At 71.8% G+C, this 26566-nt stretch carries 17 protein-coding genes and 1 tRNA gene; 15 read left to right on the forward strand and 3 right to left on the reverse strand.

Annotated elements, in window-relative coordinates; genetic code table 11:
• Positions 1-103: 103 nt before the first annotated feature.
• Together JK364_RS20605 and JK364_RS20610 are read left to right on the forward strand one after the other, a co-directional pair.
• Entirely contained in the window at positions 104-802 is a 699-nt protein-coding gene (locus JK364_RS20605; protein WP_201852605.1) for a DegT/DnrJ/EryC1/StrS family aminotransferase, read from the forward strand.
• A gap of 60 nt (positions 803-862) precedes the next feature.
• Positions 863-935: transfer RNA gene (locus tag JK364_RS20610), tRNA-Thr, on the forward strand.
• Positions 936-1015: 80 nt separating this feature from the next.
• On the opposite strand, the gene JK364_RS20615 is transcribed toward JK364_RS20610, so the two are convergent.
• On the reverse strand, positions 1016-3649 hold the full coding sequence (locus JK364_RS20615; RefSeq protein ID WP_201852606.1) for a SpoIIE family protein phosphatase: 2634 nt from the start codon (positions 3647-3649) through the stop codon (positions 1016-1018).
• Between the two features lie 269 nt (positions 3650-3918).
• On the opposite strand from JK364_RS20615, the gene JK364_RS20620 reads away from it, so the two are divergent.
• From JK364_RS20620 to JK364_RS20665, 10 genes are all read left to right on the forward strand, one after another.
• Complete coding sequence (locus tag JK364_RS20620) at positions 3919-9477, forward strand: HAMP domain-containing protein (protein WP_201852607.1); 5559 nt, start codon at positions 3919-3921, stop codon at positions 9475-9477.
• A gap of 274 nt (positions 9478-9751) precedes the next feature.
• Entirely contained in the window at positions 9752-10429 is a 678-nt protein-coding gene (locus JK364_RS20625) for a response regulator (RefSeq protein ID WP_020868040.1), read from the forward strand.
• 177 nt (positions 10430-10606) lie between these two features.
• Positions 10607-13462 (forward strand): DNA translocase FtsK, encoded by a 2856-nt coding sequence (locus tag JK364_RS20630; protein WP_201852608.1) that lies wholly within the window; start codon positions 10607-10609, stop codon positions 13460-13462.
• Between the two features lie 189 nt (positions 13463-13651).
• Entirely contained in the window at positions 13652-14482 is an 831-nt protein-coding gene (locus JK364_RS20635) for a helix-turn-helix domain-containing protein (protein ID WP_201852609.1), read from the forward strand.
• A gap of 63 nt (positions 14483-14545) precedes the next feature.
• Positions 14546-16042, forward strand: coding sequence for a 30S ribosomal protein S12 methylthiotransferase RimO (gene rimO, locus JK364_RS20640; RefSeq protein ID WP_201852610.1), 1497 nt, complete (start codon positions 14546-14548; stop codon positions 16040-16042).
• On the forward strand, positions 16039-16674 hold the full coding sequence (pgsA, locus tag JK364_RS20645; protein ID WP_201852611.1) for a CDP-diacylglycerol--glycerol-3-phosphate 3-phosphatidyltransferase: 636 nt from the start codon (positions 16039-16041) through the stop codon (positions 16672-16674). Before rimO ends, pgsA begins: the two co-directional genes overlap by 4 nt.
• Positions 16671-17189: a CinA family protein gene (locus JK364_RS20650; RefSeq protein ID WP_201852613.1), complete on the forward strand. Its 519-nt coding sequence runs from the start codon at positions 16671-16673 to the stop codon at positions 17187-17189. Before pgsA ends, JK364_RS20650 begins: the two co-directional genes overlap by 4 nt.
• Before the next feature lie 109 nt (positions 17190-17298).
• Entirely contained in the window at positions 17299-17685 is a 387-nt protein-coding gene (locus tag JK364_RS20655) for a helix-turn-helix domain-containing protein (protein ID WP_020868033.1), read from the forward strand.
• A 144-nt stretch (positions 17686-17829) separates the two neighbouring features.
• Positions 17830-18312 carry a Dps family protein gene (locus JK364_RS20660; RefSeq protein WP_201852615.1) on the forward strand — a complete coding sequence of 161 codons (483 nt, stop codon included), beginning with the start codon at positions 17830-17832 and terminating at the stop codon, positions 18310-18312.
• Between the two features lie 360 nt (positions 18313-18672).
• Positions 18673-18975, forward strand: coding sequence for a hypothetical protein (locus JK364_RS20665; RefSeq protein WP_201852617.1), 303 nt, complete (start codon positions 18673-18675; stop codon positions 18973-18975).
• On the opposite strand, the gene JK364_RS20670 is transcribed toward JK364_RS20665, so the two are convergent.
• Together JK364_RS20670 and JK364_RS20675 are read right to left on the reverse strand one after the other, a co-directional pair.
• Positions 18909-19715 (reverse strand): Fpg/Nei family DNA glycosylase, encoded by an 807-nt coding sequence (locus JK364_RS20670; protein ID WP_201852619.1) that lies wholly within the window; start codon positions 19713-19715, stop codon positions 18909-18911. The two genes, JK364_RS20665 and JK364_RS20670, sit on opposite strands and share 67 nt — an antisense overlap.
• Before the next feature lie 99 nt (positions 19716-19814).
• Entirely contained in the window at positions 19815-24578 is a 4764-nt protein-coding gene (locus tag JK364_RS20675) for an ATP-dependent helicase (RefSeq protein ID WP_201852620.1), read from the reverse strand.
• Positions 24579-24660: 82 nt separating this feature from the next.
• On the opposite strand from JK364_RS20675, the gene JK364_RS20680 reads away from it, so the two are divergent.
• From JK364_RS20680 to JK364_RS20690, 3 genes are read left to right on the forward strand one after another with little or no spacing between them, the layout of a single operon-like run.
• A complete protein-coding gene (locus JK364_RS20680; protein WP_201852621.1) occupies positions 24661-25512 on the forward strand; it encodes an AraC family transcriptional regulator in 852 nt (283 codons plus the stop codon).
• A 1-nt stretch (position 25513) separates the two neighbouring features.
• Positions 25514-26251: an AzlC family ABC transporter permease gene (locus tag JK364_RS20685; RefSeq protein WP_201852622.1), complete on the forward strand. Its 738-nt coding sequence runs from the start codon at positions 25514-25516 to the stop codon at positions 26249-26251.
• The gene (locus tag JK364_RS20690) at positions 26248-26550 is read left to right on the forward strand and encodes an AzlD domain-containing protein (protein ID WP_201852623.1); all 303 of its coding nucleotides are present in this window, start codon (positions 26248-26250) and stop codon (positions 26548-26550) included. Before JK364_RS20685 ends, JK364_RS20690 begins: the two co-directional genes overlap by 4 nt.
• Positions 26551-26566 lie beyond the last annotated feature (16 nt).

Here is a 26566-nt window from a genome sequence, read left to right on the forward strand (position 1 = left end):
ATTTTGCAGAGAGCCCTGCCGGGACTTCGGTTACCGGCAGGGCTCTTCTCTTGTTGTGTTGCGAGCCACTCGGTGTTCATGTTGTCTGGGCACGATGCCGCTCATGGGGACTCCTACGGATGAGCTGCTGCATGAGTTGACCCGGGCGCGTGTGCGACCGGGCGACGAGGTCATCGTGCCGTCCTACGGCACTCCCGAAGCCGCGGAAGCGGTGCTGCTGGCCGGCGCCAGGCCGGTGTTCGTGGACATCGACGCCCATACCTACTGCATAGACCCGGCCGCGGTGGCCCAGGCGCTGACGCCCAGGACCGCGGCCATCGTGGCCATTCACACCTTCGGACATCCCGCCGACATGGCGGCCCTCACCGAGCTCGGCCAGCGGCACGGCGTGCTGGTGATCGGACACGGGGCTGCCGGCGAGCCCGCCGGGGAGATACTGCGGCGGCAGGCCAACGCGGCTTATCTGGACGGAAAGCTGCGCGGCGTCCTCACGCCGCCTGTCGCGCCCGGTGTGCAACACACCTACCAGCAATACGTCGTCCGGGTTCCCGGCAACGGCCGGCCGGACCGGGACGCCTTCGCCCGTACGCTGCGTTCTCGCGGTGTCGTATGCCATGTACCCGTACAGACGCCCGCGCACCGCACCGCGCGCTTCCGGCGCGATCTATGGCTCGCGGAGACCGAGCGCGCGGCCGATGAGTGCCTTGCGCTGCCCGTCGATCCGACCATGTCGCGGCGGGAGTTGCAGCGCGTGGTCTCGGCCTGCAACGCGCTGGGCGGGCTACTGCAGTCAGCCGCCTGAGCCACGGGGCGCGTGGTCGGGAGCGCACCCGGGTTCGGGTATGATCGATCTCGTCGACGCGCCCCAATAGCTCAGTCGGCAGAGCGTCTCCATGGTAAGGAGAAGGTCTACGGTTCGATTCCGTATTGGGGCTCTCCTGCGAAGGCCCCCGCCAGGTGGCGGGGGCCTTCGTCATGTTCGGGCATCGCCGGAGCCCGGCGATGCCCGGGCGCCTCAGGCGTCGGCGGGCTCGGGCTCCGGGACGCGCATCGCCAGGATCGCCATGTCGTCGGACGGCGGCTCCGCCGCGAACCGCTCGACCGCCCGCAGCACCCGGGAGGCCACCGCGCCCGCCGTAAGGCCGGTGCAGGTCGTGAGGACGTCGATAAGGCCGTCGTCGCCGAGCATCCTGGTGCCCTCGCGCCGCTCCGTCACCCCGTCGGTGACGCACAGCAGCACATCGCCCGGGTCGAGCGTGATCGTCTGCTCGTACAGCTCGAGGTCCTCCATGACGCCGAGCAGCGGCTGGGGCTCGGCAGCCGCCTCGATGCTGCCGTCCTGGCGCAGCCGGAGCGGCAGCGGGTGTCCGGCGCAGACGACCTTGAGCACCGCGCTGCCGTCGTGCTGCGGCCACAACTCGCCGTAGAGGAGGGTCAGGAAGCGGCTGCGGGCGCCCTCGTCGAGGATCGCCGCGTTGAGCCGTTCCAGGACCGCCGGACCGCCGAAGCCCTCGCGGGCGAGCAGCCGCAGGGCGTGCCGGGCGAGTCCGGTGACCGCGGCCGCCTCCGGTCCGGTGCCGCAGACGTCGCCGATGGCGAAGCCGTACGCCCCGTCGCGGATCGGGAAGAGGTCGTAGAAGTCGCCGCCGACCTCGTTGCCCTCGCCCGCCGCGCGGTAGATGACCTCGACCTCGACTCCGGGGACCTCGGGCTGCTCGGGCGGCAGCAGACTGCGCTGCAGGGACTGGCTGATGGCGGTGCGCTCCGAGTAGAGCCGCGCGTTGTCCAGCGCGAGCGCGGCCCGGCGGGAGAGGTCCTCGGCCAGCTCCAGGTTCTCCTGGCGGAAGTGTTCGTCGGTGGGCTTGCCGAGGATGAGCATGCCGATGACGCGGTTACGGGCCACCAGGGGCAGCACGACCGTCTCTCCGCCGACCGCCGAGGCGGTCGCGAGCGAGGCGCCGGGGCCGGAGGAGGGGCGGGCGGAGTCGCCGAGGCTGAGGCTGCGCAGCGAGGTGCGCAGGGCGGCGGCGTGGGCGGCGTCATAGGGGCCGGACCAGCCGCGGGCGCCGCCGGTTGGGACCTGCTCCGGTGGGTCGATCTTCATCAGCAGGGCCTTGAGCCCGTCGATGCGGTCCTCGTCCTCATGCAGAACGTACGACAGCTCGGGCTCGGACGCCTGGTCGGCGACCGTATAGACGGCGCACCAACTGGCCAGCGTGGGCACCGTCATCTGGGCCATGAGCGCCAGCGTCTGATCGCGGTCCAGGGTGCCCGCGAGGAGGTCGGACGCCTCGACGAGGAAGGACAGGGAGCCGCGGCGCAGCCGCTCCAGCTCGGTGAGGCGGGCGCGCTCGACGGCGAGGGCGATGCGGTCGGCGGCGAACTGCAGCCGCAGGGCCTCTTCGTTGCTGTAGCGGGCGGGGGACTCGGCGGCGACACCGAGCGAGCCGGTGAGCCGGCCCTCGACCTTCAGCGGGACGGTGACCACGGAACGCATCCCCGTGTTCACCAGCAGGGGTACGGCGCCGGGCACCGCGGACAGGTCCTCGTGGACGGCGGGCATCCGGGCCGAGCCGTAGCGCCCGGTGCCCGCTTCGACGGGGACGCGGGCGAAGCGCTGGCGGGCGGAGGGCAGCCCGGTGGAGGCGCGGACCTCCAGCTCGGTCTCGTCGTCGGTGGCGAGCAGCAGATAGGCGGCGTCGCCGTCGAGCATGTCGCGGGCCCGCTCGACGGTGCGCTGGAGCAGTCCGTCGAGGTCGTCGGGGGCCGGGGAGCCGATGAAGACTTCGAAGGCGTCGGTGGCCGGGCCCCGCTCGGCGGTTTCGGCGGTGTCCACGTTCGCACCGCGCATCGGGCTCTGGAGCACGGCGCGCTCGCGGTCGCGCACCAGCAGACAGACGGTGGACGGCTCGCCCTCGGCGTCGCGGACGCGCAGATGGGAGGCGTAGACGGGGGAGACCCGGCCGTCGGCGCCGCGGATGCCGTAGGAGCCCTCCCAGCGGGAGAGCAGGAGCGCCTCGGCGACGCCGGTGCTGGTGCCTGGGGTGTGCGGCCAGGCCGCGAGGTCGGTCAGCGGCTTGCCGATGATCTGCTCCGGTTGGTAACCGAACAGTTCCTGAGCGTCGTCGTTCCAGGCGCTGATCAGTCCGCCGCTGTCGACCTGGACGACGCCGACCCGGACCCGGGCGTCGGCGATGGGAAGGGCGCTGGAGGGCAGGGCGGGTCCGGCGGCCCGGGTGCCGGCCGGGCGGTCGGGGAAGTCGAGCTGGAACCATACCTGCTTGTGGGTCGCGGTGTACTCGACGCCCCAGCGGCCGGCGAGCGCGGCGCACAGCAGCAGACCGCGGCCACCCTCGCGGTCGGGGTGCCCGAAGTGGTGGCCGCCGTTGCTCTGCAGCGGGACCTCGCGCTCGGGGTAGCGGTCGGCGACCTCGACGCGCACGCCGGTGTCGGCGCGGATGCAGACCACATCGGCGGTGGTACCGGCGTGCACCACCGCGTTGGTGACAAGTTCGCTGGTCAGAACGACGGCGTCGTCCACGATGTCGGTGAGGCCCCACCCCTGGAGGGTGTCCCGGACAAAGGTGCGGGCGGCGGCGACCGAGCGTCCCACCGGCTCGAAGGTGGCGGCTGCCCGCGCGGTGATCACAGGTCTCCTCATAAGTGTCTCGGCGATCTGCTCACCCATGTCGCAGCGCCCCTCCGATGCCCTGGCCGGTTGCCAGGTTACTTACCACCGATGCCTTCGCGAATGCCGGTCGGCTCCGATTCCACCCAGAGGTGCCTTCTCCACCCAGAGGTGCCCTCGGCGGTGTGGGATGCTGCCGAACTGTTATGGCCTGGTTGGGGCATGGTGAAACACTGGGGAAGCTGGAAGAAGAACCCGACGAGGACGGTCAACCCTGCGGGAGGGACACGGTGGAGTCTGGCGCAGCGGCGCGGGCCACGAATACGCGCGCGAAAGGCGGACGGTCCCGGAGCAATGGGACGACCGAAGTGGATACGGCGGCCCTGAACCGGCTGCTGACCGCGATGACGGCCATGCGGGACGGGAACTTCCGCAAGCGGCTCACGGTCTCGGGCGAGGGCGTGATGTCCGAGATCGCCGCGGTCTTCAACGAGGTCGCGGACCGCAATCTGCAGCTCACGGGCGAGCTGACCCGGGTGCGGCGGGTGGTCGGCCGCGAGGGCAAGCTCACCGAGCGGCTGGAGACCGGCGCCTGTGAGGGGCAGTGGGCCGCGGCCATTGACGCGTCCAACGCCCTGGTGGACGATCTCGTACGGCCGGTGTCCGAGGTGGGCCGGGTGCTGTCGGCGGTCGCCGAGGGCGACCTGGAGCAGCGCATGGACCTGCGGGCCCAGGGCTCCGACGGGTCGGCGCATCCCTTGCGGGGTGAGTTCCTGAAGGTGGGCCGCACGGTCAACGGCCTGGTGGATCAGCTCTCGGCGTTCACCGACGAGGTGACGCGGGTCGCGAGTGAGGTCGGCACCGAGGGCAAGCTGGGCGGTCAGGCCCGGGTGCGCGGAATGTCGGGTTCGTGGAAGGACCTCACGGAGTCCGTCAACACGATGGCCTCCCGGCTCACCGCTCAGGTGCGTGACATCGCTCTCGTCACCACGGCGGTGGCCAAGGGTGATCTGTCCCGGAAGGTCACGGTTCATGTGTCCGGGGAGATGCTCGAGCTGAAGGAAACCGTCAACACGATGGTGGACCAGCTCTCCTCCTTCGCCTCCGAGGTGACCAGGGTCGCCCGTGAGGTGGGCACCGAGGGCGAGCTCGGCGGCCAGGCGAAGGTGCCGGGCGTCGCGGGCGTCTGGAAGGACCTCACCGACTCCGTCAACCTCATGGCCGGGAACCTGACCGCGCAGGTGCGCGGGATCGCCCAGGTCACCACGGCGGTCGCCAACGGTGATCTGTCGCAGAAGGTCACGGTGAGCGCGCGCGGCGAGGTCGCGCAGCTGGCCGACACGATCAACACCATGACCGAGACGCTGCGCACCTTCGCGGACGAGGTCACGCGGGTGGCCAGTGAGGTCGGCGCCGAGGGGCTGCTGGGCGGTCAGGCGCAGGTGCCGGGTGCGGCGGGGACGTGGAAGGATCTCACCGATTCGGTGAACACCGCGTTCCGGAACCTCACCGCGCAGGTGCGGGACATCGCCCAGGTGACGACGGCGGTGGCGAACGGCGATCTGTCCCAGAAGGTCACGGTCGATGTGGCCGGGGAGATGCTGGAGCTGAAGAACACCGTCAACACGATGGTGGACCAGCTGCAGTCGTTCGGCGCCGAGGTGACGCGGGTCGCCCGGGAGATCGGCGTCGAGGGTGAGCTGGGTGGCCAGGCGCAGGTGCCGGGCGCGGCGGGGACGTGGAAGGACCTCACCGACTCGGTGAACACCGCCTTCCGGAACCTCACCGGACAGGTGCGCAACATCGCCCAGGTGACCACGGCGGTGGCGAACGGCGACCTGTCGCAGAAGGTCACCGTCGACGTCTCCGGGGAGATGCTCAAGCTGAAGAACACCGTGAACACCATGGTGGACCAGCTGTCCTCGTTCGCCGACCAGGTCACCAGGATGGCGCGGGACGTGGGCACCGAGGGCCGGCTGGGCGGCCAGGCCCGGGTGGACGGGGTCAGCGGCGTCTGGGCGGACCTGACCGACTCCGTGAACTCCATGGCCGGGAACCTGACGGCGCAGGTGCGCGGTATCGCCCAGGTGACGACGGCGGTCGCGCGTGGCGATCTGTCGCAGAAGATCGAGGTGGACGCGCGCGGCGAGATCCTGGAGCTGAAGAACACCATCAACACGATGGTCGACCAGCTCTCCGACTTCGCCGAGCAGGTGACCCGGGTCGCCCGCGAGGTGGGTACGGACGGCAGGCTGGGCGGTCAGGCGCAGGTGCCCGGTGTGGCGGGCGTCTGGCGCGATCTGACCGACTCGGTGAACGGCATGGCGGGCAACCTGACCGCCCAGGTGCGCAATATCGCGCAGGTGGCCACGGCGGTCGCGCGCGGTGACCTCTCCCAGAAGATCGACGTCGATGCGCGCGGCGAGATCCTGGAGCTGAAGAACACTCTGAACACGATGGTCGACCAGCTGTCGTCCTTCGCGGAGGAGGTCACCAGGGTCGCCCGCGAGGTGGGCACCGAGGGGCAGTTGGGCGGCCAGGCCGAGGTGCAGGGCGTCTCCGGGACGTGGAAGGACCTCACCCAGTCCGTCAACAGCATGGCCAACAACCTGACGTCCCAGGTGCGTTCGATCGCGGAGGTGACGACGGCGGTCGCCAAGGGCGATCTGTCGAAGAAGATCACCGTCGATGCCAAGGGCGAGATCCTCGAGCTGGTCACCACGGTGAACACGATGGTGGATCAGCTGTCGTCGTTCGCCGAGCAGGTCACCCGGGTGGCCCGTGAGGTGGGTACCGAGGGGCAGTTGGGCGGTCAGGCGCGGGTTCCGGGCGTGACCGGTATCTGGAAGGACCTGAGCAACAACGTCAACCTGATGGCCAATAACCTGACCATCCAGGTGCGGAACATCTCGCAGGTCTCGGCCGCGGTCGCCAACGGCGATCTGACGAAGAAGGTGACGGTCGAGGCGCGCGGCGAGGTCGCGGCGCTGGCCGACACCGTCAACACGATGGTGACGACGCTGTCCTCGTTCGCCGACGAGGTCACCCGAGTGGCCCGCGAGGTGGGCACGGACGGCATCCTGGGCGGACAGGCCCGGGTGCCCGGCGTCTCGGGGACGTGGAAGGACCTCACCGACTCGGTGAACGGCATGGCGTCCAACCTGACCGGCCAGGTCCGCAACATCGCGATGGTCACCACGGCCATCGCCCAGGGTGATCTGACCAAGAAGATCGACATCGAGGCACGCGGCGAGATCCTCGAGCTGAAGACGACCATCAACACGATGGTGGACCAGCTGTCGTCGTTCGCCGACCAGGTGACCCGGGTGGCCCGCGAGGTGGGCACCGAGGGCCAGTTGGGCGGCCAGGCGCGGGTGCGGGACGTGGCCGGCACCTGGAAGGACCTGACCGAGTCGGTGAACGAGATGGCCGGGAACCTGACCCGTCAGGTGCGCGCCATCGCCGAGGTGGCCACCGCGGTGACCCGCGGTGATCTCAACCTCAAGATCGACGTGGACGCCTCCGGCGAGATCCAGGTCCTCCAGGACCACATCAACACCATGATCGCCAACCTGCGCGAGACCACGCTCGCCAACAAGGAGCAGGACTGGCTCAAGGGCAACCTGGCCCGGATCTCCGGTCTGATGCAGGGCCGTCGCGACCTGGAGGACGTCGCCCGGCTGATCATGAGCGAGCTGACCCCGGTGGTCTCCGCCCAGCACGGTGCGTTCTTCCTGGCCGTACCGCCCGGCGAGGGCACCGAGGTGGTCGCGGACAGCACCTCCGGCGACGGCTACGAGCTGCTGCTGGTCGGTTCCTACGGCTACACCCAGGGTTCGATGCCCAACCGCTTCAAGCCCGGTGAGACGCTGATCGGCACGGTCGCCGAGGAGAAGCGCCCGATCCTGGTGGAGAACGTGCCACCGGGCTATCTCAAGATCGCCTCGGGGCTCGGCGAGGCGGCTCCGGCCCATGTGATCGTGTTGCCGGTGCTCTTCGAGGGGCAGCTGCTGGGCGTGATCGAGCTGGCGTCGTTCCAGCCGTTCGCCCAGATCCAGAAGGACTTCCTCAACCAGATCGCCGAGATGATCGGCACCAGCGTCAACACCATCAGCGTCAACACCAAGACCGAGGTGCTGCTGAAGCAGTCGCAGGAGCTGACCGAGCAGCTTCGGGAGCGGTCGGCCGAGCTGGAGAACCGGCAGAAGGCCCTCCAGTCGTCCAACGCGGAGCTGGAGGAGAAGTCCGAGCGGCTGGCCCGCCAGAACCGCGACATCGAGGTCAAGAACACCGAGATCGAGGAAGCCCGGCAGGTGCTGGAGGAGCGCGCCGAGCAGCTCGCCGTCTCGATGCGCTACAAGAGCGAGTTCCTGGCGAACATGTCGCACGAGCTGCGCACACCGCTCAACTCGCTGCTGATCCTGGCCAAGCTGCTCGCCGACAACGCCGACGGCAACCTCTCGCCGAAGCAGGTGGAGTTCGCCGAGACCATCCACGGCGCGGGCTCGGACCTGCTGCAGCTGATCAACGACATCCTGGACCTGTCGAAGGTCGAGGCGGGCAAGATGGACGTCAGCCCGACCCGTATCGCCCTGGTCCAGCTCGTCGACTATGTGGAGGCCACCTTCCGGCCGCTGACCGCGGAGAAGGGCCTGGACTTCTCCGTAAGGGTGTCGCCGGAGCTCCCGGCGACGCTGCACACCGACGAGCAGCGGCTGCTGCAGGTGCTGCGCAATCTGCTGTCCAACGCGGTGAAGTTCACCGACAGCGGCGCCGTGGAGCTGGTCATCCGGCCGGCGGGCGCGGATGTGCCGCACGCCATCCGGGAGCAGTTGCTGGAGCACGGCGCGCTGCGCGACGCGGACGCCGAGATGATCGCCTTCTCGGTGACCGACACCGGTATCGGCATCGCGGCGAGCAAGATGCGAGTGATCTTCGAGGCGTTCAAGCAGGCCGACGGCACCACCAGCCGTAAGTACGGCGGCACCGGGCTGGGCCTGTCCATCAGCCGGGAGATCGCCCGGCTGCTGGGCGGCGAGATCCACGCGGCCAGCGAGCCGGGCCGTGGCTCGACGTTCACGCTCTACCTGCCGCTGCACCCCAGCGAGCTGCCGCCCCAGGGCTACCCGCAGCTCGCCCCGAGCAGTTCGGCCCCGCTGGCGCTCGAGGCGTTCCCCAGCGCCGTGGAGGAGACCACGGAGAACGGTGCAGCGGCGGAGCGGGAGGAGGCCGCACAGGACGCCTCCGACGGCTCTCCGGCGGCGCGCGGCCGTGGCGGCTCCGGGCTGTTCCGGCGGCGTCAGCGGGCCGAGCAGGAGGCGTTGCGCGCCGACGCGGAGCAGGCCCCGCCGCAGCCGGAGACGGAGTTGGGCGCCCGGTCGGCGGGCCGCCGACCGGGACGGCAGGCGCAGGCCCCCGAGCCGTGGCTGCTGGGCGGCCAGGACCTGGTGGCCCCGGAGCCGGTGGGCGGCTTCCACGGCGAAAAGGTGTTGATCGTCGACGACGACATCCGTAATGTCTTCGCGCTGACCAGCGTGCTGGAACAGCACGGGCTGCAGGTGCTGTACGCGGAGAACGGCCGGGAGGGCATCGAGGTCCTGGAGCAGCACGACGACGTCGTACTGGTCCTGATGGACATCATGATGCCGGAGATGGACGGCTACGCCACGACGGCCGCGATCCGCAGGATGCCGCAGTTCGCCGGGCTGCCGATCATCGCCCTCACCGCGAAGGCGATGAAGGGCGACCGGGAGAAGAGCATCGAAGCGGGCGCGTCGGACTACGTCACCAAGCCGGTCGACACCGATCATCTCCTTACCGTGATGGAGCAGTGGATGTCGGTGGAGTGACCCGGGGAACGCGCGGGACAACCGTGGTGTTGACTGAGTGTCGCCGAACACGTGTGGGAACGCGGTATTCGGGGAACCTTCTGGTCTCCCACCGCGTTTCTGCTACGTGCACAGTGACATCGCGGTGACAGGGTGTGGCGAACAGCGGGGTGCGGCTACCATGACCGGCACAAGGACGGGCGGCGTAAGGGAGCCGTCCCCTGGGGCGGCGCCCGGTGCTTCCCCCAGCTCTGCGAGCTGGGGAGACCCCAAGCCGGGACGAGGAGGACGGGGCATGGTGCAGAAGGCCAAGATCCTCCTGGTCGATGACCGGCCGGAGAATCTGCTGGCGCTGGAGGCCATTCTCTCCGCGCTCGATCAGACCCTGGTGCGGGCATCGTCAGGGGAGGAAGCGCTCAAGGCGCTGCTGACGGACGACTTCGCGGTGATTCTGCTGGACGTCCAGATGCCGGGCATGGACGGATTCGAGACCGCGGCGCACATCAAGCGCCGGGAGCGGACCCGCGACATCCCGATCATTTTCCTCACGGCCATCAACCACGGCCCGCACCACACCTTCCGGGGCTATGCGGCCGGCGCGGTGGACTACATCTCCAAACCCTTCGACCCGTGGGTGCTCAGAGCCAAGGTCTCGGTCTTCGTGGATCTGTACATGAAGAACTGCCAGCTGCGGGAGCAGGCGTCGCTGCTGCGGCTCCAGTTGGAGGGCGGCCAGCCCGCCGCCGGGGAGGCCAAGGAGTCGGCGGGGCTGCTCGCCGAGCTGTCCGCGCGGCTCGCCGCCGTCGAGGAGCAGGCCGAGGCGCTGTCCAAGCAGCTGGACGAGTCGGCCGACGCCGCCGCCGTGGCCACCGCGGCGCATCTGGAGCGCAAGCTGACCGGTCTGCGGCGGGCGCTGGACGCGCTGGAGCCGGGTGCGGGCAGCGGCGCCGGCCAGGTCCCCTCGCAGAACTGATCCGCCCGCCCCACCGTCACCGTCGGTCGGTCATCGCCGACCGGTCACCCGCACTTTGACGTGCCGTCACGGCCGTCTCACCGCCTCGTCGGCGCAGCGGCACCGGTGTGATGTCAGTGGTGCCTGATGCCCCCGCCATGCGTGCTCCGTACGGCGGACGCGGGTAACCTCGCCTCCATGGCCTCTCGTACGTCCGGCAAGGGTTCCCAGAGCACGGCGGGCACCTCGAAGAAGCGCGCCGGACAGCCCGGAGGCGCGGCGAAGAAGGCGGCCGCCAAGAAGGCGCCCGCGAAGAAGGCACCCGCCAAGAAGTCCGCCGCGCCCGCGAAGAAAGCGGCGTCGAAGAAGGCGGCGGCCAAGGCGGCGCCCGCACCCGCCCCGAATCCGACCAGCGGCGTGTTCCGCATCGCGCGCGCCGTGTGGATGGGCATGGCGCGCGGCCTCGCGGCGATGTTCCGCGGCATAGGACGCGGCGCCAAGGGACTCGACCCGGCCCACCGCAAGGACGGCAGCGCCCTGCTGCTGTTCGCCCTCGCCCTGATCGTCGCGGCGGGCACCTGGTCCAATCTGGACGGGCCGGTCGGCAGGCTGGTCGAGATGCTGATCACCGGTGCCTTCGGCCGGCTCGACCTGGTGGTGCCGATACTGCTGGGCACCATCGCCGTCCGGCTGATCCTCCACCCGGAGCGGCCGGAGGCCAACGGGCGGATCGTCATCGGGCTCTCGGCGCTCGTCATCGGCGTCCTGGGGCAGGTGCACATCGCCTGTGGCGCCCCGGGGCGCGGCGAGGGCACCGCGGCGATGCAGGACGCGGGCGGTCTGATCGGCTGGGCCGTCTCCCGGCCGCTGATCTACCTGATGGGCGACGTGCTGGCGGTACCGCTGCTGGTGCTGCTCACCGTCTTCGGGCTGCTGGTGGTCACCGCGACGCCGGTCGCCGCGATTCCGCAGCGGCTGCGGCAGCTGGGCGTCCGGCTGGGCCTGGTGCGGGACCACGAGGACGCGTACGCGTCGGAGGCCGGGTACGACGCGTACGACGCGGCGGAGTACGCCGACGAATGGCGCGAGGCGCCCGCCAGACGGTCTCGCGGAACCTCGCTCGCCAAAGAGGACCCGGACGGTGCCGGAGGCCCGGAGCGGGCCGAGGAGGAGGCGCTGCGCAAGCGCCGGCGCTCGCGCCGCTCGTCGTCCACCCAACCGCCGCTCGACCGGCCCCTGGACGCGGTGGACGTGGCGGCCGCTGCCGCCGCCTCGCTGGACGGGGCCGTGCTGCACGGTGTGCAGCCCTCGCCGCTCGTCGCCGGGCTCAGCAACGGGCTTTCGGGCGAGCGCGAGGACGGGGCCGCGAGCGGCGGGGTGCCGGGCGCGCGCGATGCCGACAAGGAGTCCGGAAAGGCCGCCGGGAAGGGCGGCGCCAAGGACAGGGCGGCGGCCGGGAAGGGCCGTCCGGACGGAGCCGACGAGGCGGATCCGCAGCGGGTCCCCGATCTCACCCGGTCCGCGGTCGAGTCCGGCGAGCCGCTGCCGCCGCGCGCCGAGCAGCTGCAGCTCTCCGGCGACATCACCTATTCGCTGCCCGCGCTCGACCTGCTGGAGCGCGGCGGCCCAGGCAAGACCCGCAGCGCGGCCAACGACGCGGTCGTGGACTCGCTGACGAAGGTGTTCACGGAGTTCAAGGTGGACGCCGCCGTCACCGGCTTCACCCGCGGCCCGACCGTCACCCGCTACGAGGTGGAACTGGGCCCGGCCGTCAAGGTCGAGCGGATCACCGCGCTGACCAAGAACATCGCCTACGCGGTCGCCAGCCCCGATGTTCGTATCATCAGCCCGATCCCCGGCAAGTCGGCCGTCGGCATCGAAATCCCCAACAGCGACCGCGAGATGGTCAACCTGGGCGATGTGCTGCGCGCGGCGGACTCCGTCGGCGACGACCATCCGATGCTCGTGGGGCTGGGCAAGGACGTCGAGGGCGGCTATGTGGCGGCCAACCTGGCCACCATGCCGCATGTGCTGGTGGCGGGCGCGACCGGTTCCGGCAAGTCGTCCTGTATCAACTGCCTGATCACATCGATCATGGTCCGGGCCACGCCGGACGATGTGCGGATGGTGCTGGTCGACCCCAAGCGGGTGGAGCTGACCGCCTACGAGGGCATTCCGCATCTGGTCACACCGATCATCACCAACCCCAAGCGCGCCGCCGAGGCGCTCCAGTGGGTGGTGCGGGAGATGGATCTTCGCTATGACGACCTCGCGGCCTTCGGCTTCCGCCATATCGACGACTTCAACGCGGCCGTCCGCAAGGGGAAGGTGAAAGAGCCGGAGGGGAGCGAGCGGGAGCTCAAGCCCTATCCGTATCTGCTGGTGATCGTCGACGAGCTGGCCGATTTGATGATGGTCGCACCGCGGGACGTCGAGGACTCGATCGTGCGGATCACCCAGCTGGCGCGCGCGGCCGGAATCCACCTGGTGCTGGCCACCCAGCGGCCCTCCGTGGACGTCGTCACCGGTCTGATCAAGGCCAATGTGCCCTCACGACTCGCCTTCGCCACCTCCTCGCTGGCCGACAGCCGCGTCATCCTGGACCAGCCCGGCGCCGAGAAGCTGATCGGCAAGGGCGACGGCCTCTTCCTGCCGATGGGCGCGAACAAGCCCACCCGGATGCAGGGCGCCTATGTCACCGAGTCCGAGGTCGAGGCGGTCGTCGCCCACTGCAAGGAGCAGATGGCACCGGTCTTCCGCGACGACGTGACGGTCGGGACGTCGAAGAAGAAGGAGGTCGACGAGGAGATCGGCGATGATCTCGATCTGCTCTGTCAGGCCGCTGAGCTGGTGGTTTCCACTCAGTTCGGCTCGACGTCGATGCTTCAGCGCAAGCTGCGGGTGGGTTTCGCCAAGGCGGGGCGGCTGATGGATCTCATGGAGTCCCGGAACATCGTCGGCCCGAGCGAGGGGTCCAAGGCGCGCGATGTGCTCGTCAAGCCGGATGAATTGGATGGCGTGCTCGACGTGATCCGCGGTAAGGCTCACTCATAAGGGTTTGGCGGGCAACCGTTTCCCCTACCGAAACGTCAAGTTGAGGGAGGTGGCGGAGTGAGACCCCAGAATCGTGATCGAACGGCAATCCCGATGGCGGACAAACTCCGTCCTCCCGCTTGCCCGACCCTTTCGCCCCACCCCTAGACTGAACCCCCAGCAGGTGGCTCACGCTCGAAAGGCGCCCCCGTGTCCATCGGCAACCTTCCCGAAGACGGCAACTCCCCCGAAGACGACCGGCCTTCCATCGGTCGCGCCCTCCAGCAGGCCCGTATCTCCGCGGGGCTGACCGTCGACGAGGTCAGTTCCTCGACCAGGGTGCGCACCCCCATCGTGCGGGGCATCGAGCAGGACGATTTCTCGCGCTGCGGCGGCGATGTCTACGCCCGGGGGCACATCCGGGTGCTCGCGCGCGCCGTGGGCCTCGATCCGGAGTCCCTGATCGCGCAGTTCGACGCCGAGCACGGCGGCCGGCCCGCGCCGACCGCGCCGGCGCCGCTGTTCGAGGCCGAGCGGATCCGCCCCGAGCCCCGGCGCCCCAACTGGACGGCCGCGATGGTCGCGGCGATCGTCGCCGTCGTCGGATTCGTGGGCTTCACCCTGTTCCGGGGCGGCGACGGCGACGGTTCGAGCGTCGCCGAGGACCCCGCCTCGCCCAAGCCCAGCGCCTCCGCGCCCACCAACACCGCCGCCCCCTCCAAGCCCGCCACCCCGCACAAGCCCGACCCGTCCGACAGCGCCATCGCGGGCGTCCCGGCGGACAAGGTCACCGTCAAGCTGACCGCCGAGGGCGGCCAGAGCTGGATCTCCGCCCAGGACCACAACGGCCGGCTGATCCAGGAGGGCGTGCTGCGCGAGGGCGACTCCAAGACCTTCAGCGACAGCAGGCGCATCGACCTGGTGCTGGGCAACGCCGGGGCGATCAAGCTGTTCGTGAACGGCAAGGAAGTCAAGAACGTGGGCACCAGCGGGGCCGTCCAGCGGCTGAGCTACACCAAGGGAGACCCCGAGGCGGGCTGACCCGCGAGAAGATCGGCAGCCCTGGCAGCGGGGGCTGTCGTGGGGACAAAGTAGTCTGAGCGCATGCCCGAACGCCGCACCGTCGCCCTTGTCACTCTTGGCTGCGCCCGTAACGAGGTGGACTCGGAGGAGCTCGCAGGCCGCTTGGCGGCGGACGGCTGGGAGCTCGTCGAGGAAGCCGCCGACGCGGACGTCGCCGTCGTCAACACCTGTGGCTTCGTCGAAGCCGCCAAGAAGGACTCGGTCGACGCCCTGCTGGAGGCGAACGATCTGAAGGACCACGGCCGCACCCAGGCCGTGGTGGCCGTCGGCTGCATGGCCGAGCGGTACGGCAAGGAGCTCGCCGAGGCGCTGCCCGAGGCCGACGGGGTGCTCGGCTTCGACGACTACGGCGATATCTCCGACCGCCTCCAGACCATCCTCTCCGGCGGCATCCACGCCTCCCACACCCCGCGCGACCGCCGCAAGCTGCTGCCCATCAGCCCCGCCGAGCGGCAGGACGCCACCTCGGTGGCGCTCCCCGGCCACGCCCAGGACACCGCGCCCGAGGATCTGCCCGAGGGGGTGGCCCCGGCCTCCGGGCCGCGGGCCCCGCTGCGGCGCAGACTGGACAGCAGTCCGGTCGCCTCGGTGAAGCTGGCCTCCGGCTGCGACCGACGGTGCTCGTTCTGCGCCATCCCGTCCTTCCGCGGCTCCTTCATCTCCCGCCGCCCCTCCGATGTGCTGGGCGAGACCCGCTGGCTGGCCGAGCAGGGGGTGAAGGAGATCATGCTGGTCTCGGAGAACAACACCTCGTACGGCAAGGACCTCGGGGACATCCGGCTGCTGGAGACGCTGCTGCCGGAGCTGGCCGCGGTGGACGGCATCGAGCGGATCCGGGTCAGCTATCTGCAGCCCGCCGAGATGCGTCCCGGGCTGATCGACGTGCTCACCTCGACCGAGAAGGTCGCGCCGTACTTCGATCTGTCCTTCCAGCACTCGGCGCCCGGGGTGCTGCGCGCCATGCGCCGGTTCGGCGACACCGACCGGTTCCTGGAGCTGCTGGAGACGATCAGAGGCAAGGCGCCGCAGGCCGGCGCCCGGTCCAACTTCATCGTCGGCTTCCCCGGCGAGACCGAGGAGGACCTGGCCGAGCTCGAGCGTTTCCTCAGCGCGGCGCGGCTGGACGCGATCGGCGTCTTCGGGTACTCGGACGAGGACGGCACCGAGGCCGCCGGTTACGAGAACAAGGTCGACCCGGAGGTGGTCGCGGAGCGCCTGGAGCGGGTCTCGCGGCTCGCGGAGGAGCTGACCGCCCAGCGGGCGGAGGAGCGGCTCGGCGAGGTCGTGGAGGTCCTGGTGGAGGAGATCGACGACACCGGGGCGGTCCTGGGCCGTGGCGCCCACCAGGCGCCGGAGACCGATGGCCAGACGCTGCTGCGCACCGACGGGGAGCCGGAGGTGGGCCGTATGGTCGAAGCGAAGGTGATCGCGACGGAGGGAGTGGACCTCGTCGCGGAGCCGCTTGAACCGCTGGAGCGGCAGGGCGGCGGCGCGTCCACCGGAGAGGCGGACAGATGACGGGTGTCCCGGCCTCCGCCGCGGGAGGCCACCGCCGACCGGCCGCCGCCACGGTCAGCCCCGCCGGTTTGTGGAACATCGCCAACATCCTCACCATGGTGCGGCTGCTCCTCGTGCCCGGGTTTGTGTTGTTGATGCTGCACAATGGCGGGTACGACCCGGCGTGGCGCTCCTTCGCGTGGGCGGCGTTCGCCATCGCCATGATCACCGATCTCTTCGACGGTCATCTGGCCCGCCGGTACAACCTGGTCACCGACTTCGGGAAGATCGCCGACCCGATCGCGGACAAGGCGATCATGGGCGCGGCGCTGATCTGTCTGTCGGCCCTGTCCGACCTCCCCTGGTGGGTCACGGGAGTGATCCTCTTCCGTGAGATCGGAATCACACTGATGCGGTTCTGGGTGATCCGGATCGGGGTCATCCCGGCCAGCCGGGGCGGAAAGATGAAGACGCTCGCGCAGGGCACCGCCGTCGGGATGTACATCCTGGCGCTGACCGGACCGCTGGCCTCGCTGCGGTTCTGGGTGATGGCCGTGGCCGTCGTCCTGACCGTGGTCACCGGCCTCGACTACGTCCGGCAGGCGGTCGTGCTGCGCCGGGCGGGACGGACGACGGAGGAGGCCACGCGGTGAGCGACGGCGGGACGGCGGCCGATGTGCTGGCGCTGCTGGAGCGGCGCGGGCAGACCCTGGCCGCCGCCGAATCGCTCACCGGCGGTCTGGTGGCCGCCGAGCTGACCTCGGTGGACGGCGCCTCGCGCTCCTTCCGGGGATCGGTGACGGCGTACGCCACCGACCTCAAGCACGAGGTGCTGGGCGTGGACGGGGACCTGCTGGCCGAGCGCGGCGCGGTCGACGCCGAGGTGGCCCGGCAGATGGCCCGGGGTGTACGGCGTGCGCTGGGCGCGGACTGGGGCGTGGCCACCACCGGTGTGGCGGGTCCCACACCACAGGACGGCCAACCCGTGGGCACCGTTCACGTGGCTGTCGCGGGGCCCTCGGACGCGGTGGCCGCGACGGCGCTGCGGCTCGAAGGAGACCGCGCCGGAATCCGCGGCCAGACCGTCCATGCCGCCGTCAAGCTGCTGTTCAGCGAATTGATCGCGACGGCGGGGGCAAAGGATACGGAACAACCCGACGAGATTTGATGTTTGCAGCCCTGAGTGAACACGACATCGCTCCCCGCACGGGCGCAGCCCGAGGCGGTACGGTGGGGCGTGAAGGATCCGGATCCGAGGTCCGAGGAGGGAGCCAGCGATGATTCTGCTCCGTCGCCTGCTGGGTGACGTGCTGCGCCGGCAGCGCCAGCGCCAGGGCCGTACTCTGCGCGAGGTTTCCTCCTCCGCCCGGGTGTCGCTCGGCTATCTGTCAGAGGTCGAGCGCGGCCAGAAGGAAGCCTCATCCGAGCTGCTGTCGGCCATCTGCGACGCCCTGGAGGTACGGATGTCGCAGGTCATGCGCGAGGTCAGCGACGAGCTGTCGCTCGCCGAACTGGCCGAGTCGGCCGCGTCCACCACCGAGAAGGTGCCGGCGCCCATGCGGCCCGTGCTCAACCCCGTCTCTGTGACGTCCGTGACGGGCGTTCCGGAGGAGCGGGTGACCATCAAGACGCCCAAGGAAGCCGTGGACGTGGTGGCGGCCTGAGAACGCCCTGAGAAGCCAGCTCTCCGAGGCCCCGACCGGTAGCCATACCGGTCGGGGCCTCGATGTTTGTCCGGCCGGATTCGGGTGACCCCAGAGGAAGAGAGGCAATCAAGAGGGGCCAAACGGTCGAACAGGAGGAAGTGGATGTCTGTGGTGAAGAGCCCGCTGCCGGAGGAGCACCTCAAGATCGTCGCCGACGCGCTGCAAGGCGCCCTCGTCGACCTCGTCGACCTCCACCTGGTGGGCAAGCAGATCCACTGGACCGTCGTGGGCCCGCGGTTCCGCACGGTTCATCTGCAGCTCGACGAGGTCGTGGCGTCGACCAGGGAGTATGCCGACACGGTGGCGGAGCGGGCCTCTGCGCTCGGGGTGCCGCCGGACGGACGGGCCCAGACGGTCGCCGCGACCAGCGGTGTCGACACGGTCAAGGACGGCTGGACCGATGACGCGCGGGCCGTCCGGACGCTCGTGGACGCCCTCGGAGCGGTGATCGGGCGGATGCGGGAGCGCATCAGGGCGACCGACGAGCCGGACCCGGTGACCCAGGACATTCTCATCGAGCTCACTCGTGACCTGGAGAAGCACCACTGGATGTTCCAGGCCGAGAACGGCGGCCAGCGGGGCTAGAACGCGGCCGGTGCGGCCGAGAGGCGGACGTCGGGCCAGGCCGGATGGGCTGAGGCTGCCTCGCTCCGGCCCCTTGGCCCGCTCTGGGTGCGCCGTATCGACCGGCTGGGCAAACTGGGGGGAGTACGAGTGTCCGACACGCGCCGACGTGCCTCCTGTGCGCCCTCCCGCCGTGTGCGAACAGGCGTCCAAGCGGCCTCACTGAAGTCCGGTGCGGTTCGGCGCCCCGAAGGGGCGCGGGGCTGTGTCGATGTGCGGCTCCGCCGCGTCGGCGCGACCAGCCACGACGCAGCCGCGGATGAACGACCGCACCTCGCGCCACTTCCCGCGGAGCGCTCAGCGTCGCCGAAGGAGGCAGTCATGGCAGCCGTCGGAGGGGCCGACCCCCAGGGCCTCAGGCCGGTCCGATGGGTGCTCGCGCTCGCTCTGGGCGGCGTCTGGTGGTGGTCCGTGCTGCGGCTGGCGGTGCAGCCGGGGGACGCCGGGCCGGTGGAGGGGGCGTTAGCGGTCGGCGGCTGGGGGCTGAGCCTGCTGCCGGTGCACTGCGGTCCCTCGCCCAGAAGGGGCGGCACCCGCCGCCGGGGAGGCCCTCCGCGTCAGGACGGGACGGGCCCCTGCGGCCCCGCCTGGCAGCTCGGGCACCAGAAGGTCGAGCGCTCCTGACCCGCGCGCCCCTGGTCGGCGGCGCGCACCGGCGTACCGCAGCGCAGACAGGGCCGCCCCGGGCGCCCGTACACCCATAGCCTGCGGTCGCGGCGCGACTCGGCCGTGGTGGCCCGGGCACGCTGGTTCCTGTTGGCCTCCAGGAGCTTCTTGGCGTGGGCCACCAGACGCTCGGGGGAGGGCACCTCACCGATCGGCAGCCAGGGAGACACGCGCAGCAGGAAGCACAGCTCGGACTTGTAGACATTGCCGATCCCGGCCAGATTCCGCTGGTCGAGCAGCGCCTCGCCCAGGGGCCGGGAGGGGTCGGCGAGCAGTCGGCGCAGCGCCTCGTCCGGATCCCAGTCGGGGCCGAGGAGATCGGGGCCGAGATGGCCGACGACCCGGTCCTCGTCGCCGGTGCGGAGCAGTTCCAGGACGGGCAGGCGGTAGCCGACGGCGGTGTGGGCGGTGTTGGCGAGGATGGCCCGGATCTGGTGGAGCGGGCCGCCGCGCCAGCGCTCGTCCGGCCCGTACACCTGCCAGGAGCCGTCCATCCGCAGATGCGAGTGGAGGGTCAGTCCGCCCTCGACACGGGTCAGCAGATGCTTGCCGCGCGGGACCACCTCGAGCACGTGGCGGCCGGTGAGGTCGGCGGTCGCCAGACGGGGGACGCGCAGATCGCTGCGGGTGAGCGGGGAACCCGCGAGGGCCTGGTGCAGACGCTGCGCGGTCTGCCAGACGGTGTCTCCTTCGGGCATGCCATCCATGATGCCGGTGGGCGCGGGCAGGCGGGAGCGCCCGGTGAACAGAGGCGCGGGCGGAGGGTGCCGCTCAGGCGCGCGGACGGCGGTTGTTGATCAAGGGCGCAGGCGGAGGCCCCGTGGGGTCGGGTGGAAGCCCGCCGATTCCAGGAGCTTGCCGATCGGGGACGAGAGCGCCTGGGCGCCGTTGACGCGCTCGACGGTGACCGAGCCGAGCGCCCCCGCGCGGGCGGACTCGGCCAGCGCCTCGACCGCCGTCCACAGCCGGGTGTCGTCCTCCGGGGAGGCGGCCTCGGCCTCACCCGAGGGCCAGGCGAGCAGGGATTTGCCACCCCGCTCCATGTACAGCGTCAGCTCCCCGTCGACGAGCACCACCATCGCTCCCGCCTTACGGCCCGGCCGGTGGCCCGCGTCCGCGGGGGGATCGGGCCAGGGGAGAGCGGCGCCATAGGCGTTGGCGGGGTCGGCCGAGGCGAGCACGAAGGCGCGCCGGGACTGCCCCCGCTGTCCGTCGAAGGCGGGGGCGGCCGCGCGGTCGCGGGCCGTGCTGACCGCGCGCAGCCGGTCCACCGCGCCGTCCATCGCGAACTGGGCGGCGCCGAGTCCCTCGATCACATAGCCGCGGCGGGCCTGGCCGGACTCCTCGAACACGGACAGCACCCGGTAGGCGGCGGAGAAGCCGCCCTCGACCCCCTCGGCGGCGACCGCCCCGCGGGTGACCACGCCGTGCCGGTCGAGCAGGGTGCGCGCCAGGGCGTGGGCGCGGTGGGTGGGCTCGGGCTCGCGCTCCGGCAGCAGGGACCAGCGCCCGGCGACGGTGGGCGGGCCGTTGCGCGACGCCGTCGGTCGGCCGGTGCGACCCGTAAGGCCGCCATAGCGCCCCCGGGGGACCGCGCGCTTGGCGCGGTGGGCGGTGGAGCCCGCCGTACGGCCCGAGCCCAGCAGGGAGCGCAGCGGGGCGAGGGTGTCACCGGTGACCCGGCCCGCCCAGACCAGGTCCCACAGGGCCTCGGCGAGCTCGGGATCCAGGAACTCGTGCCCGGCGGCGCGGGCCTGCTCGGCGATCTGGCGGAAGAACAGTCCGTACCCGCCGGCCAGGGAGGCGAGGACGGCCTGGTGGAGCGGGCCCGCCTCGAGGGGGTGCGGGGTGTGCAGCAGCAGCGGGGCGGTGTCGGCCAGATGCAGGGTGACCCAGCCGTCCTTGCCCGGCAGCGCGCCCGCACCGGCCCAGACGACCTCCCCGGAGGCGCTGAGCTCGTCGAGCATCGTGGGGTTGTAGTCGCTCACCCGGGACGGCAGGACCAGCTTTTCCAGGGCGGAGGCGGGGACCGGCGCGCCCTGGAGCTGCTCGACCGCGCGCACCAGCCCGTCGATACCGCGCAGGCTGTGGGTGCCCAGATGCTGCCACTGCGGGAGGAAGGCGGCGAGGGCGGAGGGCGGTACGGGCTCCAGCTCATGGCGCAGCGCGGCCAGGGAACGGCGCCGCAGCCGGCGCAGCACCGCCGCGTCGCACCACTCCTGGCCGGTGCCCAAGGAAGAGGTCGCGCGAAGCGCATCGTCGGAAGGGTGGTGGTGGGTGACGGGTGGGCGGAATTCGCCCTGGACGACGCGGCCGCTCGCGGCGAGCCGGTGCAGGGCGCCCTCGGTGACGGCCGCGCCGAGGCCGAAGCGGGCGGCGGCCTGGGCGGAGGTGAACGGGCCGTGGGTGCGGGCGTAGCGGGCCAGGAGATCACCGAGGGGGTCCTTGACCGGCTCGGTGAACGCCTCGGGGACGCCCACCGGCAGAGCCGTGCCGAGCGCGTCCCGCAGCCGCCCCGCGTCCTCCACCGCTGCCCAGTGGTCCTCGCCCGCGATCCGGACCCCGATGGCGCGCCGGGCCCCGGCCAGGTCCTCGGCCCATCCGGGCTCGGCACCGCGCTCGGCCAGCTCGGCGGTGGTGAGCGGGCCGAGCACCCGCAGGGCGTCGGCCACGCCCTCGGCGTCCTTGATCCGGCGGTCCTCGGTGAGCCACTGGAGCTCCTGCTCCAGCTCGGCCAGGACATCGGCGTCGAGCAGCTCGCGCAGCTCGGCCTGGCCCAGGAGCTCGGCCAGCAGCCGCGAGTCCAGGGAGAGCGCGGCGGCGCGGCGCTCGGCGAGCGGGGAATCGCCCTCGTAGAGGAACTGCGCCACATAGCCGAAGAGGAGCGAGCGGGCGAACGGGGACGGCTCGGGGGTGGTCACCTCCACCAGCCGGACCCGGCGGGCCTCGATGTCGCCCATCAGCTCGGTGAGGCCGGGGACGTCGAAGACGTCCTGGAGGCATTCGCGGACCGCTTCGAGGACGATCGGGAAGGAACCGAACTCGCTCGCCACCTGGAGGAGGTGCGCGGCGCGCTGGCGCTGCTGCCACAGCGGGGTGCGCTTACCGGGGTCGCGGCGGGGCAGCAGCAACGCGCGGGCGGCGCATTCGCGGAACCGGGAGGCGAACAGGGCCGAGCCCCCGACCTGGTCGGTGACGATCTGGTTGATCTCGCCCTTGTCGAACGCGACATCGGCCGCGCCCACCGGGGACTGCTCGGTGTCGTACTCCACGCCCTGGCGCATCGGGTCCGCGTCGAGGAGGTCGAGGCCCATGAGATCGGCGTCGGGCAGCCGCAGCACGATGCCGTCGTCGGCGTGCATGACCTGGGCGTCGATGCCGTAGCGCTCGGAGAGGCGGGAGCCCAGGGCGAGCGCCCAGGGGGCGTGGACCTGCGCGCCGAAGGGGGAGTGGACCACCACGCGCCAGTCGCCCAGCTCGTCGCGGAACCGCTCCACGACGATCGTGCGGTCGTCCGGGACATGCCCGCAGGCGCGGCGCTGCTCGTCCAGATACCCGATGACGTTCTCGGCGGCCCAGGCGTCCAGACCGGCGGCCAGCAGTCGCAGGCGGGCGTCCTCCGGCCGCAGCGCGCCCACCTCGCGCAGGAACGCGCCCAGCGCGCGGCCCAGCTCCAGGGGGCGGCCGAGCTGGTCGCCCTTCCAGAAGGGCAGCCGGCCGGGGACGCCGGGGGCGGGGGAGACCAGGACCCGGTCGCGGGTGATGTCCTCGATCCGCCATGAGGTGGTGCCCAGGGTGAACACATCGCCCACCCGCGACTCGTAGACCATCTCCTCGTCGAGCTCGCCCACCCGTCGCCCGCCACCGCCCCGAGGGGAAGCGCTTCGCGCTGCTTCCGATTGGCCGCCGTCCTTCTCGGGCTCGGCGCCCGCCAGGAAGACACCGAAGAGCCCGCGGTCGGGGATGGTGCCGCCGGAGGTCACCGCGAGCCGCTGCGCCCCCGGGCGGCCGGTGACCGTATGGGCGACGCGGTCCCACACCAGGCGCGGCCGCAGCTCCGCGAAGGCGTCGGAGGGGTAGCGGCCCGCGAGCATGTCGAGGACCGAGGTGTACGCCGACTCCGGGAGCGAGGCGAACGGCGCGGCGCGGCGGACCAGGGCCAGCAGCTCGTCCACGTCCCAGGTGTCCATGGCGGTCATGGCGATCAGCTGCTGGGCGAGCACGTCCAGCGGGTTGGCGGGCACCCGCAGCGACTCGATGGCCCCCTCGCGCATCCGCTCGGTGACCACCGCGGCCTGCACCAGATCGCCGCGGTACTTGGGGAAGACGACGCCGGTGGAGACCGCGCCCACCTGGTGGCCGGCCCGGCCCACCCGCTGCAGCCCGGAGGCCACCGAGGGCGGCGACTCGACCTGGACGACCAGGTCGACCGCGCCCATGTCGATGCCGAGCTCGAGGCTGGAGGTGGCGACGACGGCGGGCAGCCGGCCCGCCTTGAGGTCCTCCTCGACCAGCGCCCGCTGCTCCTTGGACACCGAGCCGTGGTGCGCGCGGGCCAGCAGCGCGGGCGCGCCCCGGGCCGCACCGGCCTCGGCCATCACCTCGGCGGGGGAGTGGTCCTCGGGCAGGGCCTCACCGGTGGCCCGCTCGTAGGCGATCTCGTTCAGCCGGTTGCACAGCCGCTCGGCCAGCCGGCGGGAGTTGGCGAAGACGATGGTGGAGCGATGGGCCTGGACCAGATCGGCGATCCGCTCCTCCACATGGGGCCAGATCGACGGCCGCTCGCCCGCCTCGCCCTCCTGGGCGGGGGCACCGCCCAGCTCGCCCAGGTCCTCCACGGGCACGACCACCGACAGGTCGAACTCCTTGCCCGAGGGCGGCTGGACGATCTCCACCCTGCGCCGCGGCGACAGGAACCGCGCCACCTCGTCCACCGGCCGCACCGTCGCGGACAGGCCGATGCGCCGGGCGGGGCGCTCGAGCAGCTCGTCGAGGCGCTCCAGCGACAGCGCGAGATGGGCGCCCCGCTTCGTGCCCGCGACGGCGTGGACCTCGTCCAGGATCACGGTCTCCACCCCGCGCAGCGCCTCCCGGGTGGCGGAGGTGAGCATCAGGAACAGCGACTCGGGGGTGGTGATGAGGATGTCCGGCGGGCGGGTGGCCAGAGCGCGGCGCTCGGCGGCCGGGGTGTCGCCCGAGCGGGCGCCCACCCGGATCTCCGGCTCGGGCATGCCCAGCCGCACCGCCTCGTGGCGGATACCGGTCAGCGGGCTGCGCAGATTGCGCTCGACGTCCACCGCCAGGGCCTTCAGCGGGGAGACATAGAGCACCCGGCAGCGCTTCTTCGCCTCGGCGGGCACCGGCTCACCGGCCAGCTTGTCCAGGGCCGCCAGGAAGGCGGCCAGGGTCTTGCCCGAACCGGTGGGGGCGACGACCAGGACGTCCGAGCCCGCGCCGATCGCCCGCCACGCGCCTTCCTGCGCGGGCGTGGGCGCGGTGAAGGCACCCGTGAACCATCCGCGGGTGGCCGGGGAGAATCCGTCGAGCGCCGAGCCTGCCATGCCCTCCATCGTGCACCGCACCACTGACAATGGACGGAGTCGCAGGTCAGAGGGGGCCCGGGCGGGGGCGCACAATGGTGCCATGGCCAACCGGGAGAGCGCGCGGCACTGGCGGTACCCCCAGCTTCCGGGCGTCGATCTGCTGCGCGCCCGCTACATCCACAAGACCTTCGTCTGGCACACCCACGAGACCTTCGTGATCGCCGCGATCACCGAGGGCGTCGAGGAGTTCCACCACCGCGGCGCCATCGAGCGCACCGGGCCCGGCGGGCTCGCGCTCATCAACCCGGAGGTGCCGCACACCGGACGGGCGGGGGCGCCCGAGGGGTGGGCGTACAGCGTGCTGTACCCGGCCGTGGACCTGGTCGCCGATATCGCCGCCGAGACGACCACGCTCCGGGGCACGGCCGGGTTCCGGATCCCCACCGTCGACGATCCCCAGGGAGCGCGGCTGGTCACCGCGGTGCACCGGGCCGCGGAGGAGGGCAACGCGCTCGCCGCCGACAGCCTGCTGCGTATCGCGCTCGCCCGGCTGCTGCGCGACCACGGCGGCCCGCTCCCCGAGCGCACGGCGCGCGGCGCGGGTGCGCGGACGGCGGCGCGCGCCCGCGCGATCCTCCAGGAGCGGATGGCGGACCCGCCGTCCCTGGAGCGGCTGGCGGCCGAGCTGGGCACCGGTCCCTTCGCCCTCCTGCGCGCCTTCCGCGCGGTCTACGGGATGCCGCCGCACACCTGGCTCACCGACGCGCGGGTCCGCCGGGCGCGGCGGCTGCTGGACGCCGGGAGCGCGCCCGCCGAGGTGGCCGTCGCCATCGGCTTCACCGACCAGTCCCACCTGAACCGTCACTTCACCCGGATCGTGGGGGTGCCACCGGGCGCCTACCGGCGCGAGCGCGCAAGAACGTACAAGACCGGAGCCGAAGCGCTCTCCTAACGTGCGCGCTGTGTCAGAACAGATAGAGATACAAACCGATCCCGCCGCGCCCCCGGCGGACTCGGCCGTCGTCCGCGACGCCCTGGGCGTCGGTGTCGCGGTGGGGCTCTCCGGCTTCGCCTTCGGGGTGACGTCGGCGGGCGCCGGGCTCGGCCTGCTGCAGACCTGCGCGCTCAGCCTGCTGGTCTTCACCGGGGCGTCGCAGTTCGCCCTCGTGGGCGCGCTGGCGGCGGGCGGCAATCCGTTCACCGCCGCCGCCGGGGCGTTCTTCCTCGGGGTGCGCAACGCCTTCTACGGGCTGCGGCTGTCCGGACTCCTCGGGCTGCCGCGCGCGGTGCGCCCCCTGGCGGCCCAATGGGTCATCGACGAGACCTCGGCCGTCGCCCTCGCCCAGCCCGACCGGCGCACCGCGCGCCTGGGCTTCACCGTCACCGGGCTGACGCTGTACGTCCTGTGGAACCTCACCACGCTGATCGGCGCCCTGGGGGCGTCCGCCCTCGGCGACACCGACGCCTGGGGCCTGGACGCCGCCGGGCCCGCCGTCTTCCTCGCCCTGCTGGCACCCATGCTCAGCGGCACCGTCGAACGGGCCGTGGCCGGTGTCGGCGTCCTGCTGGTGCTCCTTTGCCAGCCGGTGCTGCCCGCCGGGGTCCCGGTCCTGGTGGCGGCGCTCGCCGCGCCCGTCGTCCTTACGGTGCACGGGCGCATGGCGCGCGGCACGGAGGGTGAGCGCCGATGACGACCTGGATCGCCATCGGCGTCACCGCGGCGGGCTGCTACCTGGTCAAGCTGCTGGGCCTCTCGGTACCCGCCGGAGTCCTGGAGCGCCCGCTCGTCAGGCGTCTGGCCGCGCTGCTGCCCGTGGCGCTGCTGGCCGCGCTCACCGCCCAGCAGACCTTCAGCGACGGCCGGCAGCTCCTCCTGGACGCGAGGGCGGCCGGGCTGGGTGCGGCGGCGCTCGCGCTGGTGCTCCGCGCCCCCTTCCTGGTGGTGGTCGCCGTGGCCGTAGCCGTCACGGCCGGCGTCCGGGCCCTGTGACCGCCCCGGACGCCCG

Source organism: Streptomyces endocoffeicus (assembly GCF_016741935.1).
Classification (GTDB): Bacteria; Actinomycetota; Actinomycetes; order Streptomycetales; family Streptomycetaceae; genus Streptomyces; species Streptomyces endocoffeicus.